Source organism: Vannielia sp. (assembly GCF_029212645.1).
GTDB lineage: Bacteria > Pseudomonadota > Alphaproteobacteria > Rhodobacterales > Rhodobacteraceae > Vannielia.
Genome location: NZ_JARGND010000017.1, coordinates 15,796 through 30,287, shown reverse-complemented (window position 1 = coordinate 30,287; position 14,492 = coordinate 15,796). Strand labels below are relative to the sequence as shown.

Genomic DNA, 14,492 nt, shown 5'->3' with positions numbered 1-14,492 from the left:
TCATACTGGCCCGAAGGCAAGAGGGGAAGGCCATGTTGAAAAAGGGCCGTGTAAGGGCTTTGGGCGCGATGAGCGGCACCTCGCTGGATGGGGTGGATGCTGCCTGGATCGAGACGGATGGGCATGAGATTTTTGCCCTTGGTGAGAGTGGCTACCGCGAATATTCGGATCCCGAGCGCGCTGCGATCAAGGCGGCGCTGGGGCGCTGGCCGGGGGAGGCGGGCGTGGCGGAAGCGGGGGCCGTGGTGGAAAACGCCCATGCGGTGCTCATGCTCGAGCTGCTGGAGGGCGTTGATATTGTTGGCTTTCATGGCCAGACGCTGGCCCATGCGCCGCGCGGGCGGGGCACGCATCAGGTGGGCGATGGGCGGGTTTTGGCAGAGATGCTGCGCCGGACCGTGGTGTGGGATTTTCGCAGCAACGATGTGGAGATGGGCGGCGAGGGCGCGCCTTTGGCGCCGGTCTATCATTTTGCGTTGGCGAGGTGGATCGGTGCAAAAAAGCCCTTGGTTTTCCTCAACCTGGGAGGGGTGGGCAACGTGACCTGGGTGGACCCGGCGAAGGAGGCTCCCGAGGAGGAGGGCGCGATGCTGGCGTTTGATACCGGGCCAGCCAATGCGCCTGTGAATGATCTGGTCGCGGCGCGGCTTGGGATGGCGTTTGACGAGGGCGGCGCGGTGGCGGCAAAGGGCCGGGTTGATGAGGCGGTTTTGGAGCGGTTTGCGGGCCATGGATACTTCTGGAAAGTGCCGCCCAAGAGCCTTGATCGGGATGATTTTGTGCAGCTTGTTCAAGATGTTGAAGCGCTGTCTGTAGAGGATGCCGCCGCCACGCTGACGGCGGCTGCGGCGGCTTCGGTGGCGCGGGGGGCGGAGCATTTTCCGCGTGCGCCAGAGCGGGTTTTGGTGACGGGGGGAGGGCGCAAGAATCCGGTGCTGATGGCGATGATCGCCGAAGGGGTGGGATGCCCGGTGGAGCCGGTGGAATCGGTCGGGCTGGATGGGGACATGCTGGAGGCGCAAGCCTTTGCTTTTATGGCGGTTCGGGTGGCCAAGGGGCTGCCAACCTCCTTTCCGTCAACCACCGGCGTGCGGGCCGCTGTTGGCGGCGGCGTGGTGAGCGAACCTGCCGGGGCGTTGCGGGACGGGTGAGGGGCGTTAACCTTGAAAAGCAAGGGGCCACAAGGGATGCACAAGGGATGCACAACCCATGCACATGTCATTTGACATAAGGAGGAGGGGGTTAACGGACCGGCCCGCGCCCCTGGGAAGCGGGGTTAGCCGGGGATGTCAAAGCCCGGCGCGGCGAGGGTGAAGCCCGAAAAGTCGAAGGCGGGGGACACGGTGCATCCGCAGAGCGCCCAGCCATCCGAGGCAGCTTCGGCGGCTTGCCAGTGATCCTTTGGCGCGATGATTTGAGGCACCTCGCCAGCGGCAAGGTTTGGCCCCAAAGTATGGGCGGCGGCGGGGCCTTCGGTGCTGGGTGAGAGGCGCAGGGTGAGCGGGGTTCCGGCGTAGAAGTGCCAGATCTCGGTGGCATCGACGTGGTGCCAATGGCTGCGCTCGCCGGGTTTGAGCAAAAAGTAGATGCAGGTGCCGGAGGGGCGGCCGGGGCCGTCGGCGATCCAGGTTTGGCGATAGTGGCCGCCCTCGGGGTGGGGGATGAGCTGCAATTTGGAAATGATCTCATCAGGGGTCATCTGCGGTGTCCTTCTGAACAGCAAAACAGGGAGGCTGCGATGAGTGATAGCGCGAAGGGCAACACGGTGGAATGGGGTTGGAGGGACGGCGCCGGGTGAAGTGCGCACACCGCAGGGCAGGGAGGGCGCGCGGGGCGGCAGCGTGGATGATCCGGCGATTTACTTTGGGCAGGAGGGCGGCAACCGGGGTGTTGAAGCTGGCGAGCGGGGTACGGAAGGTGTGAGCGGGCTTATGAAGAGAGCCGCCCGCGAGGCTTTGGGGCCTGCGGGCGGTTTTTGCTGTGATGAGCCGTTGTGAGGGGGCTTTTGGCGGGGATCAGTCCCGCAGGATGCCCCTGCCGGCGTAGATTGCCACTTCGCCCAGCTCTTCCTCAATGCGGATGAGTTGGTTGTATTTGGCGAGCCGGTCGGAGCGGGCCAGCGAGCCGGTTTTGATCTGGCCGCAGTTGGTGGCGACGGCGAGGTCGGCGATGGTGGCGTCTTCGGTTTCGCCCGAGCGGTGGCTCATCACGTTGGTGTAGCGGGCGCGGTGGGCCATATCGACGGCTTGCAGGGTTTCGGTGAGGGTGCCGATCTGGTTGACCTTCACCAGCATCGAATTGGCGACGCCTTGTTCGATGCCCGAGGCGAGGCGCTCGGGGTTGGTGACAAAGAGATCATCGCCGACAAGCTGCACGCGATCACCGATTTTATCGGTCAGGATCTTCCAGCCCTCCCAATCATCCTCTGACATGCCGTCCTCGATGGAGATGATCGGGTAGTCGGTGGCCAGGGCGGCGAGGTAATCGGCGTTTTCCTCGGAGGTGAGGGATTTGCCTTCGCCCTTCATCTCGTATTTGCCATCGCGGTAGTATTCGGTGGCGGCGCAATCGAGGGCGAGGAAAATGTCTTCGCCCATTTTGTAGCCCGCCTTTTCAACCGACTTCGAGATGAAATCGAGCGCCTCGCGGGTGCCCTGGATCTCGGGCGCGAAGCCGCCTTCATCGCCCAGACCGGTGGACATGCCTGCCGCCGAAAGCTCTCCCTTGAGGGTGTGGAACACCTCGGAGCCCATGCGCACCGCATCGGCGATGGTGGGGGCGGAGACCGGCATGATCATGAATTCCTGAATGTCGATCGGGTTATCGGCGTGCTCGCCGCCGTTGATGATGTTCATCATCGGCACCGGCAGGGTGCGGGCCGAGGTGCCGCCAACGTAGCGGTAAAGCGGCTGGCCGGTATATTCGGCGGCGGCCTTGGCGGCGGCGAGTGACACGCCGAGGATCGCGTTGGCGCCGAGGCGGGCCTTGTTGGCGGTGCCGTCAAGCTCGATCATCGCGCCATCAATCGCCACCTGCTCGGTGACATCAAAGCCAACCAGCGTTTCGGCGATTTCGCCGTTTACCGCGGCCACGGCATCGCGCACGCCTTTGCCCTTGTAGCGGGCCTTGTCGCCATCGCGCTTTTCAACCGCCTCATGCGCCCCGGTGGAGGCCCCGGAGGGCACGGCGGCGCGGCCAAGGGTGCCGTCATCAAGGATAACGTCCACTTCAACGGTGGGATTGCCACGGCTGTCGAGGATTTCACGGGCGTGGATGTCGATGATGGTGCTCATGGGCGTGGTCCTTGGGTGAAGGGCAATTTGATTGGCCCAGATTTACCAACTGGCGAAGGTGGGGGAAAGCATGAAACGGCGCAAGCGGCGCAGGGGCGGTGTTTTGCGCGGACGGTATGCGATAAGGGCGGGGCTTGCGGCTTACGCAGGGCATTCACCCTGTTCATGCCTGCTGAGGGGCATGTTGCGAGCGAGGGCCTCTCAAAGGGGGATCAAATGAACGCCGGATTGAGAGGCCATGGCTAGGTGGCGCGGCGTTGGCGCTGGTTTTCTCGCAAGAAGGCATAGAGGCCTGCGGTGATGATGAGCAACGCTCCAATCACTGTCCAACGGTCGGGGCGCTCGCCAAAGAGGGTGAGGCCGATGATGGCGGCAAACAGCAGGCGGCTGTAGCGAAATGGCGCGACGGTAGATAATTCTCCCACCCGCACCGAGGCGGTGAGCGCCCAGTAGCCCGCGACCGTGAAGAGCATGCCAATAAAGGCGAGGCCGAGGGTGGGCAGCGACACGGGCTGCGGCGGGCCGCCCGGCCAGAAAGCGAGCAGGATCAGCGCGGCGGGCGGCACGAAGCAAAAGCCCCAGGCCGAGAGCGTGAGCGAGGGCAGGTGGCGCGGGGCGGCGCGGGTGGTGAGATCCCGCGCCGAAAGGGCCAGAGCGGCGAGCACCGCCAGCAGCAAGGCCGGGTCAAACCCCGCCATCCCGCCGGGAAAGACAGGAGGGGCCGGGTGCGGGCCGGTGAGGGCCTGAATGGCGGCATCTGGGTCAAACCCCGGACGGATGATCAGCAGCATCCCCAAAAGGCCAAGGCCCACCGCCATCCAGCGCCGCCAGCCAACGGTTTCGCCAAAGAACAGCGCCGCCCCGAGGGTCACGAGCAGCGGATTGACCTGCATCAGCGCTGAAACGGTGGAGATGGGCAGCAGCGCCAGAGAGGCGGTGATGGAGATGCCCGCGATCCCCTCGGACAGGCCCCGCGCCAACACGGCGGGGTGGAAGAAGGCGCGTGAAAACACCGGCTCACGGCGAAGGAACGCGGCGAGGGTGAAGGTCACCGTGGTTCCGGCCCCGAGGATGGCGATCACCTGGGGGGCGGGCATGACGGTGGCCAGAAGCTTGATCAGGGTATCGGTGCCGGCCAGCCCGGCCATGGCGAGCACCATGAGGGTGATGCCTTTGAGATTGTCAGACACGCGGGCTCTCCTGTTGGCCGGTTGGCACAGGGCTATCGCGGATTGGCGGAAATGGCGAGGCGGTTTGGGGGAGGGCGGCTCGCTAAGCGTGGGGGGCATGGTGGAGGGGAGGCCGGCGTGCGCGGCTTTGCCCCAGACCCACACCAAGACGGCCGCGCGATTGCCCGTGGGGGCACCGATGGGTTTTCGGATGACGCTTATGGGGGCAAGGTTATCTTCCGGTCAGGCGGACCGCCAACGGATAGGTCGCGCCAGCCCGGCGGACGGGCAGGCGGATGAGTGGCACTTTCGGCTTGGCTGCGGTTGGGGGGGGTGGCCACCCTTTGGGTTTGGCCTGTTGAAGTTTGGCCTGCGGGACGGAGCGCCTTTTTTGCTGACGTTGCTCCAATGTCGGCTTCCGTCTAGGTCGCATCCGAGACGTTGAGGATATCGACGGTGCCGAACACGCGGCCCGATGGCGATCCAGTGCGTGACCCACCGGGCGGCTCTTCGGATACGCCCAAGGTCAACACGCCTGTGACTAAGGAAATTTCGGGCGGTAGGGTGAGACGCACGGTATCGCCTTCCGGCCAGAGACCCACCGATTGTGCCGGCGCGTCCGGGCCGTGGGCCCAGACTTGCAGGATGCGACCGGCAGGTGCTGCCCCTGCTGTGCGGGTCAGTGTCACTTCATTCGCGGTCTTGTCTACGATGGCAACGACACGGAAATCGCGGGCCTCAGAGACGATCTCGGCGGTATAGAGCGGCCCATTTTGGCCGAGCGGTCCGGGCTGCCACATCAGCGCTGCCATCAAAAGCAATGCGGCCACGGCCCCGGCTGTGAGCGCTTGCCAAACCCCCAGCCGTTGCCAGAACGACACGCGTGCTGCCTTTGGGAACAGCCGCCCCATCACGGCGGACTTCACAGCTTCAGGCGGATCAATTGGGGCCAGATCGGCCATTTGGGCCAATCGGGCCTGCCATTCTATGATCCGATTTGCAAAGGCGGGGTCAGTGGTGGCACGGTTTTGCGCGGCGGCACGCTCCTCCCCGGCCAGCAAGCCAATTGCGTATTCAGCGGCCAACATATCGTCAGTTTCAAAATCATCCGTCATTGGCCCATACACTCTCTTAACGCGATTAATCCGCGTCGCAACCATGTGCGCATCGTATTAAGCGGCACGCCCGCCTGCTCAGCAAGATCCGCATAACCGCGCCCCTCAAGATAGGCGCCGGTGATTGCTGCCCGTCTGTCAGTGGCTAAAGTGTTGAGGCATTCTGCGATCCGACCAGCCTCAGAACGCGCGATTGCCGCCTGCTCCGGGGTGCTACCGGGGGCCGAGAGCACATCCTCATAATCTGCCAGGTCTTTATCACCGCGTTGCGCGCGCAACCGGTCAATCGCAGTGTTGCGGGCAATTGTGATCAACCAGGTCATCGGCGAATGCCCGGTCACGCGATAACGCCCTGCGTTCTTCCAGATTTTGATGTAGGCGTCCTGCATTGCGTCCTCTGCGGCAGAGTTTCTGTTCAAGACACGGACGCAGACCGCAAAAAGTTTCGCGCTCGTCATATCATAAAGAGCGGTAAAGGCTTCCTGATTACCCAACGCGCATCGCGCAATCAAACCTTCGATCTGCTCTGCCACAGGACCTGGAGGTTGAGTATGACCCGATGACACCACATGCCGTGCGCCTGCCTTTTGCATTGGGTCACTCATGACATGAGTATGCCTTCCAAAATAAATTTCGTCACGTCTGAAACTTCCTGAACCGTCCTTGCGTGACTTAAGCAATCGATCAGCAAAACGCTGATCGTTGTAAACGAAAAAGGACGATCAATATGACCATGAAGACCACAGCCGCCTTAACTCTATCTGTTCTTACGCTTGCGACCCCGGCCTTTTCAATGGGGCACGCCGGCACATCAGGATATGCGCTGGCAGAAGATGGCAGCACGCTTGTCACGATGGCCGATATTGCTGCCCCGGGTGAGGTGCTCACCCACGGGTTGAAAACACCTCTGCGGGCAATTGCCTACCGTCCAGTGACCAGCCAACTGCTTGGCTATGCAGACGGGACAATCTACGAAATCAACACCATGACAGGGGAGCTGACCGACTTGGGAGCAACCTTCATGGAGGATGCGGTCATCACGGAAGGGGCCGTGGCATTTGACTTCAACAATAAGATTGATGCGGTTCGCGCCGTTGGTGCTGATGGGGCCAACCTGGTGTATTTCCCTGATGGCTTCGGCGATGCAGACGAGCGTGCCAATTCGGTTCGCCGGTTCACCGATGCCTTCTACGCTGAAGGTGACACCTCGGCCGGGACTGACCCATTGATATTTGCAAACGCCTATACCAACGCGATTGCAGGGGCGAAGGCCAAGTCAACTGCACAATATGCGCTGGACGCCCGCGCAAATGCTTTGGTCACATTGGCAAACAACGCAGGCGAACTTGCGACCGTTGGTTTGCTGACCATTGATGGTGAGGCCGTGGACGTTATCGATGCGGGGGGCTTTGACATCGTTTCGCCTGAGGAAGGAACCGACATGGCGTATGCCGTTCTTCAGATCGACGGCGAAGAAACTGCCGGCCTCTATATGGTCGACCTTACATCTGGCGCTCTGACTGATCTCGGCGATCTTGGTATGGGTGGCTTCACCGGGTTTGCTGTTTCACAGGGCATGTAATTTTGTGAGTGAGGGTCAAATTTTGGCCCGCCCTGTTACAGTAACAGGCGTGCCCCTGGCGTGATCGCTGGGGGCACTTTCGTTTGATGAAACGCGCCCATCGGGCCGGTTTGATCCGGCGGTTTGATCCTATGGCGGGTGGGGCAGGTGGGGGGAATTGTTACCGGATATGGGCCGGGTCAGTCGCGTTTGCGCACGCCGTAGAGTTCCATCCGGTGTCCCTTTAGCTCATAACCAAGGCGCTCGGCGATTTTTTCTTGCAGGGCTTCGATTTCGGGGTCGACGAATTCGATCACCTCGCCTGAGTTCATGTCGATCAGGTGGTCGTGGTGGTCGCGCTCGGCGTCTTCATAGCGCGCGCGGCCATCGCCAAATTCGAGCTTTTCGAGCAGACCGGCTTCCTCGAACAGTTTGACGGTGCGGTAGACCGTGGCGAGTGAGATGTTGGGGTCGGCGGCGGAGGCGCGGGCGTAGAGCGCCTCGACATCGGGGTGATCGTCGGCGGCTTGCAGCACCTCGGCGATGACCCGGCGCTGGCCTGTCATGCGCAGGCCCTTCGCGAGGGAACGCTCAATCAAAGTCTGGGTCATGCTGCCTCTCCCGCTGGTCCCGAGGGTCTAGCGCTGTCGGGGGCATTTTGCCAGAGGGCAAGGCGGGGAAGTTGCGACCGCCGATCAGATTTTCGGCGGTCGGCAGAGCTTGCCTGACGGCTTTTTGATGGCTTACCGCTCGCGGCGGGCCATGAAGGCGAGGCGTTCGAAGAGGTGAACGTCCTGTTCGTTTTTGAGCAGCGCGCCATGCAGTTTGGGCAAGGCGCTGGTGCTGTCTTTCTTCAGATCCTCGGCGCTGAGATCCTCGGCCAGAAGCAGCTTGAGCCAATCCAGCACTTCGGAGGTGCTTGGCTTTTTCTTCAGGCCTTGCTGGTCACGGATTTCATAGAATTGGGTGAGCGCGGTTGTCAGCAATTCGGTTTTGATTCCCGGATGGTGAACTTCGACGATTTGCTTGAGCGTTTCCATTTCGGGAAACCGGATAAAGTGGAAGAAACAGCGGCGCAGGAATGCGTCGGGGAGTTCCTTTTCATTGTTGGAGGTGATGATGACGATCGGGCGGTGGATGGCGCTCACGGTTTCGCCGGTCTCATAAACATGAAATTCCATCCGGTCCAACTCTTGCAGAAGGTCGTTTGGAAATTCGATGTCGGCCTTGTCGATCTCGTCGATCAGCAGCACCACGCGGCCGGGGGCGGCGAAGGCCTCCCAGAGCTTGCCGCGCTTGATGTAATTGCCCACATCATGCACCCGCTCCTCGCCAAGCTGGCTGTCACGCAGGCGGCTCACGGCGTCATATTCATAGAGGCCCTGCTGGGCGCGGGTGGTGGATTTGATGTGCCATTCGATCATCGGCACATCCAGCGCCGCGGCGACCTGGCGGGCCAGTTCGGTTTTGCCGGTGCCCGGCTCGCCCTTGACGAGCAGGGGGCGTTGCAAAGTGACTGCGGCGTTGACCGCGACGGTGAGATCCTCGGTGGCGACATAGCTCTCGGTGCCCTGAAACTTCACGGTTTTTCCTTAATCCTGTTTCGTTTGGCCGATTGTGATCACGGCATGTTCATTTCCACAGTGACGCCATTAAAAGGAAGTGACAAGGGGGCGGACCGGGTGTAGATGAAGCGCCACGGGAGCACCTAATGCAATCGACTCGTGTAAGCAGAATGAGTGACAGTGACGCCACCGGCGGGAGACAAGAGATGAAGCAGGACAGCTTTGTGGATGAGGATTATCGTCCCGCAGAGGATGAGCCCTTCATGAATGAGCGACAGGTTGAGTATTTTCGCCGCAAGCTGATCAATTGGCGCAACGATTTGCTGATAGGCAGCCGCGAGACCATTGAGGGCTTGCAGGACGGCACTCGCAATATTCCCGATGATGCGGATCGCGCCTCGGAAGAGACCGACCGGGCGCTGGAGCTGCGCACGCGGGATCGCCAGCGCAAACTGGTCGCCAAGATCGACGCGGCGCTGCGCCGGATTGACGAGGGCGAATATGGCTATTGCGAAGAGACCGGGGAGCCGATTTCGCTGAAGCGGCTGGATGCGCGCCCGATTGCGACGCTGAGCCTTGAGGCGCAGGAACGCCATGAGCGGCGTGAAAAGGTCCACCGCGACGACTGAGGGGTGGCAATGATCGAAAAAGGAGGTGCCCGGGGCTGAAAAGCTGTCCGGGCATTTGTGTTTTATGGCTTTGATTGGCACGGATATTCTGGTGGTGGGCGGCGGCATTGCCGGGCTTGCGACGGCGCGCGCGCTGGCGATGCGCGGTGCGGCGGTGACGGTGCTGGAGCAGGCGCCGGCGATTGCCGAGGTGGGCGCAGGCATTCAGATGAGCCCGAATGGCTATGCGGTGCTGGATGCCTTGGGGCTGACGGAGCGGTTTGAGCAGATCGCGGTGCCAAGCCGGGGCGTGCGGATGATCGACGGGATCGGCGGGCGCGATGTGCTGTGGATGGGCCTGGCGGAGCGCGGGCGGTTTGCCTATGTCCACCGCGCGGATTTCATCGAGATGCTGGAGCAGGGCGCGCGTGACGTTGGCGTACAGATCGCGCTGGGCCAGCGGGTGGAGCGGGTGGAGCCGGGCGAGCGGCCCGTTGTGATCACAGGTGAGGGCGCGCGCGAGGCGGCGCTGGTGATCGGTGCGGACGGGCTGCACTCGGTCGCGCGCCGGGCGTTGCTGGGGCCGGAGGAGCCGGTGTTTACCCATCAGGTGGCGTGGCGGGCGACGGTGGACCTGGCCGACGCAGAGGAGGTGCCCGGCGAGGCGCAGCTTTTCCTTGGGGCGGGGCGGCATTTGGTGGCCTATCCGCTGCGCGGCGGGCGGTTGCTGAACCTTGTGGCCTGTGAAGATGCGGATATTTGGGTGGACGAAGGCTGGCAGGTGCCCGGAGACGTGGAGGAATTCCGCATTCACTTTGCGGGGTTTCCGGCGCGGGTTGAGGACTGGCTGCACCGGGTAGATAGCGTGCGCCGCTGGGGGCTGTTTCGCCATGCGGTTGCGCCGCGCTGGCACCGCGAGGGCGTGGCGATTCTTGGCGATGCGGCGCATCCGACGCTGCCCTATTTGGCGCAGGGCGCGGTGATGGGGCTGGAGGATGGCTGGACGCTGGCCGCCGCGCTGGAGGGGCATGATAGCCCTGAGGCGGGATTGGCGAGCTGGGAAGCCGTGCGCCGCCCCCGCAGCCGCCGGATTGTGGAAGCCGCCACGGCGAATGCGCAGAATTACCACTTGCGACCGGGGCCAAAGCGCATGGCGGCGCATCTGGCGTTGAGAACAGCCAGCCGATTTGCGCCGCGTGTGCTGCCGGGGCGGTTTGACTGGCTTTGGGGAGAGGATGTGACGGCGGGGTGACGCTGTTTGCCTTGCGGCAAAGACGCCGCACCCGCCATCCCTTCAGGGCAGCAGTGCTGAGAGGGGGAGATGGAGGCGGAAAAACTGCCGCGACAGGCAGAGTGAATTTCCGTCATTAGGCAGTGAATGCCGAAGTATTGTTATCGATGGAGCCCTGTGCCAGCCGATCCGAGGCTTTAGCGCGGGCGGCGGTGATGACGGCGGCATTGGTTTTTGTGATGAGCCGGGCGGTCCGGTTTGGCGGCGAGGGCGCGCCTCAAAGATCGAGATCGACCCAGACGGGGACGTGATCGGAGGGTTTTTCGCGGCCGCGCAGGTTTTTTTCGATCCAGCAGTCGGTGAGGCGGTCGGCGGCTTGGGGGGTGAGCAGGACATGGTCGATGCGGATGCCGTCATTCCTGTCCCATGCGCCGCGCTGGTAGTCCCAGAACGAGTAATGCCCCGGCCCCTGGGTGCCGGCGCGGAAGGCTTCGGTGAAACCGAGATTGTTGAGCGCGCGCCATTTGGCGAGGCTTTCGGGGTGAAAGAGCGCATCGCCGACCCAGGCCTCGGGGCGGGCGGCATCAAGCGGGGTTGGGATGATGTTGTAATCGCCGGCCATCAGGGCGATTTCTTCGCTGTCCAGCAGGGCACGGCCACGGGCGATGAGGCGGTCCATCCAGGCCAGTTTGTAGCGGAATTTCTCGGACTGGCCGTCCTCGACCGGGTTGCCATTGGGCAGGTAGAGGCCGCACAGGCGCAGGGCGTCGCGCTCGCCCACCACGGTGGCCTCGATCCAGCGGGCCTGCTCATCGCTGTCATCGCCGGGCAGCCCACGGCTGACATCCTCAAGCGGCAGTTTCGACAGGATCGCCACGCCGTTGAAGCCCTTTTGCCCATGGGTTTCAACGTTATAGCCGAGGTCTTCGAACAGCTCGCGGGGGAAGTTTTCGTCGACCGATTTGATCTCTTGCAGCAGGGCCACGTCGGGGGCGCTTTCGCCGAGCCATGTGGTCACGGCGTTGATGCGGGCTTTGACGCCGTTGATATTGAACGTGGCGATTTTCATGGGCGGTCTCCGGCGCGGGGTTTGGCGCATTTGTGCCTGATCGGGCCGGGTTGCACAATCTATCTGCGGGCGATGGAGGCCGGGGAGGAGGGTGGCCCCGGCGGAGCTTACATCGAGAAGGACACGCCGCAGCCGCAGGAGCTTGAGGCATTGGGGTTATCGACGGTGAAGCGCGCGCCGATCAGCTCATCGGTGAAGTCGATCACGGCGTTTTCGAGGAAGGGCAGGGAGACCTCATCCACCACAACCTTCTGGCCCGATCCTTCAAGCACCAGATCGCCATCGACCGGTTCATCCAGGGTGATTTCGTACTGAAACCCCGAGCAACCGCCGCCTTCGACGGCGACGCGCAGCGCCTTTGGGGCGGCGCTGATTTCGGCCAGGCGCTCAAAGGCGCGGGGGGTGACTTTTGGCGGCAGGGAGAAGGACATCGGGGTACCATCGCATTCTGGTTTCACATGCAATATATGGGGCGAAACGGCGCACGGCAAGGCAGGCCGGATCAGGAAAGGGTGAGCGATGAGGGCAGTTTATGCATGTGATCCGCAGAAAAGCCGGGGGCGGCTGTTTCCCGAGGAGGAGAGCCACTTCCGCTCGCCCTTCCAGCGGGACCGGGACCGGATTATCCATGCCAGCGCCTTTCGCCGCCTGAAGCATAAAACCCAAGTGTTTGTGGAGCATGAGGGCGATTATTACCGCACCCGGCTGACCCATACGCTGGAGGTGGCGCAGGTGGGGCGCACCATTGCCGGGGTGCTGGGGCTGGATGTGGGGCTGACAGAGGCCGTTGCCCTTGCGCATGATCTGGGGCATCCGCCCTTTGGCCATACCGGCGAGGATGCGCTGCACGCGTTGATGGCCCCGCATGGCGGCTTTGATCACAACGCACAGGCGATCCGCATTGTGACCTCGCTGGAGCGGCATTACGCCGAGTTTGACGGGTTGAACCTGACCTGGGAAACGCTGGAGGGCATCGCCAAGCACAACGGCCCGGTTGAGGGCGCGCTGCCTTATAGCCTTGCCGATTACAACGCCCGCCACGATCTGGAGCTGCACACCCATGCCAGCGCCGAGGCGCAGGTGGCCGCGCTTTCGGATGATGTGGCCTATAACAACCACGATCTGATGGATGGGCTGCGGGCCCGGCTGTTTAAAGATGCGGATCTGGAAGAGCTGGCGCTGACCGGGCCGTCCTTTGCCGAGGTGGATCGGATCTATCCGGGGCTTGATCCGATCCGGCGGCGGCATGAAGCGCTGCGCCGGGTGTTTGGCGTGATGGTTGAGGATGTGATCGCGGTGTCACAAGAGCGGCTGGCAGAGGCCAAACCCGAGAGCGCAGAAGCGGTGCGCAATTTGGGCTACCCGGTGGTGGGCTTTTCTGACGGGGTGCAGGAAAAAATCCAGGAGGTGCGGCAATTCCTGTTTGAGCGGATGTATCGCGCGCCCAGCGTGGTGGAGATGCGCGAGCGCGTTACGCGGGTGGTGGAAGCGCTGTTTCCGCATTTCATGGCGCATCCTGAGCATTTGCCGGTGGATTGGCAGCATGATGTGGCCGAGGCGCAGGGCAAAACGGCGCTGGCGCGGATTGTGGCGGATTACATCGCCGGAATGACCGACCGCTTTGCGCTTCAGGTGCATGAAGAGCTGTTGGGCGGCAGCTAGGCTGGTCGCTTGACGGTGGCGAAAGATTAGGCGGTGGGCAGGGCGGTGCGGCGCAGGTAGAGCCATGCGGCGGTGAAGCCGATGATCCATGTGCCGAGGAAATTCAAGGCAGAGATCGTAGTGCCGATCACCAGATAGGCGGGGCTGAATAGCCCTTCGCGCCAGGCTTGCAGCGTGGTGCCTGGATTGATATTTGGCAAGTGGAACCCGAACGAAAGGGCGGGCAGCAGGGCGACAAGGATCACCAGCCCGGCGAGCAGTTTCTCCATGCGGGTTGGTTTGGCCGGAGCGGTGAGGCCAATGAGCGCGGCGAGGCTCATCAAGTCCCCGGCGCCGCTTGTGAGCCAGCCGGAAGCGGTGGAGGCCTTGATGACGGCGGAAAGCGCGGCCCACCGCTGCGCTGGGTTGGGGATCATCGCGGCTTCTACCAGTTGCGGCAGCACAAAGATCACATTGGGCAAGGCCCATGTGAGGAAAATGGCGACTGTCCAAAGCCAGGCCCGCCCCGGCAGAACGCCGCGCCGGTTGAGCACGAAAGCGGCAATGATCATAGGCAGGAACAGCAGGGCTGTGCCGCCAAGCGCGGTGCCGGTCCCGGCCTGAAGCACGATGAGCAGGGCGGCGAGCAGCGCCAGTGCGGCGGCGAGAACGCGGTGCGAGGCGAGTTCGAGCCGGGTGGCCAGGGCGATGGCCAGCATCACCGGCGGGGTGAGCGTGATCAGCGAGGCGATGGCGTAGATCCACACCTGAATGTGGTAGAAAGCCGCAGCGCTCAGGGGCAGAAGCGCAGCGCTGTTGGCGATCAACGCGAGGCTCACAAGCGCCAGCAGCAGCGAGGCAAGGAAGGCCCACAAAGGCCGCAGCACCGCGTGCGGCAGGATCACCGCGATCAGCGCCGGCATGAGAGAGTTGACCAGCCCGCCCCAGGCATAAATCGTATAGGCCAAAGGCGAAGGCGGAGCATACTGGCCGGGCAGTGGCACCAAAAGCTGAACGGGAAGGGACTTGAGCATGGCCAGCGACACCATCTGAACGAACAGCAGCCCAAGGCAGATGCGCAGGGCGGTTTGGGTGCGGGTGGGATGATCCATCAGGTGTCCTTTTGTGCTCTTGCGGCATGGTAAGGGCTGGGAACGGCGGGGGAAAGGCCTGTGCGCTCAGCCCTTTGTGCGGGGGCGAAGCGCGCGCCACGCGAGCCAGACCAGCCCGACAAGGATGA

General features: G+C 62.9%; 15 protein-coding genes. 5 read left to right on the top strand and 10 right to left on the bottom strand.

Translation table 11 applies throughout. The features are described 5' to 3' along the window. The first annotated feature begins 32 nt into the window (after positions 1–32). A complete protein-coding gene (locus P1U55_RS07515) occupies positions 33–1,151 on the top strand; it encodes an anhydro-N-acetylmuramic acid kinase (protein WP_301046921.1) in 1,119 nt (372 codons plus the stop codon). Between the two features lie 125 nt (positions 1,152–1,276). Here the strand turns inward: P1U55_RS07515 and P1U55_RS07510 are convergent, their stop codons facing one another. The 5 genes from P1U55_RS07510 to P1U55_RS07490 form a co-directional block, all read right to left on the bottom strand. Then, the gene (locus tag P1U55_RS07510; RefSeq protein WP_301046920.1) at positions 1,277–1,699 is read right to left on the bottom strand and encodes a cupin domain-containing protein; all 423 of its coding nucleotides are present in this window, start codon (positions 1,697–1,699) and stop codon (positions 1,277–1,279) included. Between the two features lie 316 nt (positions 1,700–2,015). Beyond that, positions 2,016–3,293, bottom strand: a complete 1,278-nt coding sequence (eno, locus tag P1U55_RS07505) for a phosphopyruvate hydratase (protein ID WP_301046919.1) — start codon at positions 3,291–3,293, stop codon at positions 2,016–2,018. Positions 3,294–3,535: 242 nt separating this feature from the next. Continuing rightward, positions 3,536–4,483, bottom strand: a complete 948-nt coding sequence (locus tag P1U55_RS07500; RefSeq protein WP_301046918.1) for a DMT family transporter — start codon at positions 4,481–4,483, stop codon at positions 3,536–3,538. A gap of 401 nt (positions 4,484–4,884) precedes the next feature. Further along, positions 4,885–5,577 carry an anti-sigma factor gene (locus P1U55_RS07495; protein ID WP_301046917.1) on the bottom strand — a complete coding sequence of 231 codons (693 nt, stop codon included), beginning with the start codon at positions 5,575–5,577 and terminating at the stop codon, positions 4,885–4,887. After that, positions 5,574–6,110 carry a sigma-70 family RNA polymerase sigma factor gene (locus P1U55_RS07490; RefSeq protein ID WP_301046916.1) on the bottom strand — a complete coding sequence of 179 codons (537 nt, stop codon included), beginning with the start codon at positions 6,108–6,110 and terminating at the stop codon, positions 5,574–5,576. The genes P1U55_RS07495 and P1U55_RS07490 overlap by 4 nt, the downstream gene beginning before the upstream one ends. Positions 6,111–6,304: 194 nt before the next feature. Between P1U55_RS07490 and P1U55_RS07485 the strand changes: the two genes are divergently transcribed. Continuing rightward, positions 6,305–7,159, top strand: a complete 855-nt coding sequence (locus P1U55_RS07485; protein ID WP_301046915.1) for a DUF4394 domain-containing protein — start codon at positions 6,305–6,307, stop codon at positions 7,157–7,159. A 179-nt stretch (positions 7,160–7,338) separates the two neighbouring features. On the opposite strand, the gene P1U55_RS07480 is transcribed toward P1U55_RS07485, so the two are convergent. Further along, entirely contained in the window at positions 7,339–7,749 is a 411-nt protein-coding gene (locus P1U55_RS07480) for a Fur family transcriptional regulator (RefSeq protein ID WP_301046914.1), read from the bottom strand. A 132-nt stretch (positions 7,750–7,881) separates the two neighbouring features. Further along, positions 7,882–8,721 carry a MoxR family ATPase gene (locus tag P1U55_RS07475; RefSeq protein ID WP_301046913.1) on the bottom strand — a complete coding sequence of 280 codons (840 nt, stop codon included), beginning with the start codon at positions 8,719–8,721 and terminating at the stop codon, positions 7,882–7,884. Positions 8,722–8,909: 188 nt separating this feature from the next. Here P1U55_RS07475 and dksA point away from each other — a divergent pair, with 188 nt between their 5' ends. Both dksA and P1U55_RS07465 read left to right on the top strand, forming a co-directional pair. Further along, a complete protein-coding gene (dksA, locus tag P1U55_RS07470; RefSeq protein ID WP_301046954.1) occupies positions 8,910–9,332 on the top strand; it encodes an RNA polymerase-binding protein DksA in 423 nt (140 codons plus the stop codon). Between the two features lie 64 nt (positions 9,333–9,396). Further along, complete coding sequence (locus tag P1U55_RS07465) at positions 9,397–10,563, top strand: FAD-dependent oxidoreductase (RefSeq protein ID WP_301046912.1); 1,167 nt, start codon at positions 9,397–9,399, stop codon at positions 10,561–10,563. A gap of 256 nt (positions 10,564–10,819) precedes the next feature. Here the strand turns inward: P1U55_RS07465 and xth are convergent, their stop codons facing one another. Next, positions 10,820–11,611: an exodeoxyribonuclease III gene (gene xth, locus P1U55_RS07460; RefSeq protein WP_301046911.1), complete on the bottom strand. Its 792-nt coding sequence runs from the start codon at positions 11,609–11,611 to the stop codon at positions 10,820–10,822. A 107-nt stretch (positions 11,612–11,718) separates the two neighbouring features. Next, positions 11,719–12,042: an iron-sulfur cluster assembly accessory protein gene (locus tag P1U55_RS07455; RefSeq protein WP_301046910.1), complete on the bottom strand. Its 324-nt coding sequence runs from the start codon at positions 12,040–12,042 to the stop codon at positions 11,719–11,721. A gap of 88 nt (positions 12,043–12,130) precedes the next feature. Between P1U55_RS07455 and P1U55_RS07450 the strand changes: the two genes are divergently transcribed. Further along, positions 12,131–13,273, top strand: a complete 1,143-nt coding sequence (locus tag P1U55_RS07450; protein ID WP_301046909.1) for a deoxyguanosinetriphosphate triphosphohydrolase — start codon at positions 12,131–12,133, stop codon at positions 13,271–13,273. A gap of 26 nt (positions 13,274–13,299) precedes the next feature. Here the strand turns inward: P1U55_RS07450 and P1U55_RS07445 are convergent, their stop codons facing one another. After that, positions 13,300–14,364, bottom strand: a complete 1,065-nt coding sequence (locus P1U55_RS07445) for a hypothetical protein (protein ID WP_301046908.1) — start codon at positions 14,362–14,364, stop codon at positions 13,300–13,302. Positions 14,365–14,492: the final 128 nt, after the last annotated feature.